The 343-nt window shown below is 54.2% G+C and carries 1 pseudogene; it reads left to right on the plus strand.

What is annotated here, in order from left to right:
* Window positions 1–190: pseudogene (locus M5B99_RS29885) on the plus strand (hypothetical protein); the annotation flags it as partial.
* Window positions 191–343 lie beyond the last annotated feature (153 nt).

Below are 343 nucleotides of genomic sequence, written 5' to 3' on the forward strand. Positions count from 1 at the left end.
CAAACACCTGGTCGCGTTCAACTACGGCGGACTGCGCATCACCGGAGGCCAGAGTGCCGATCCCGACCTCTTGGCGGAGGAAATCGTGTACCGCATCGACAAGGCACACCGTGAAGAGGAAGCACGACAAGGTGCCATCTGGGTATCGTCTTCGTCGGCCAACGACGCGCTATCGCCAGTTCAATCCTAGGCATTCAGTCTCGGAAAATCATGGTGCCCTCTCAACAATCGAGCAAGAGCCAGTGGTGCTCTCGGCCTCCACGAAAGCAGGCAATTTCAGAGAACGGCAAGATAACTCTCTTTCCCTTGAGTGAAATTTCCTAGAAAATCCTGAGCACTTGTT

Origin of the sequence: Pseudomonas sp. MWU13-2100, assembly GCF_023242365.1 — a bacterium.
Taxonomy (GTDB): Bacteria; Pseudomonadota; Gammaproteobacteria; order Pseudomonadales; family Pseudomonadaceae; genus Aquipseudomonas.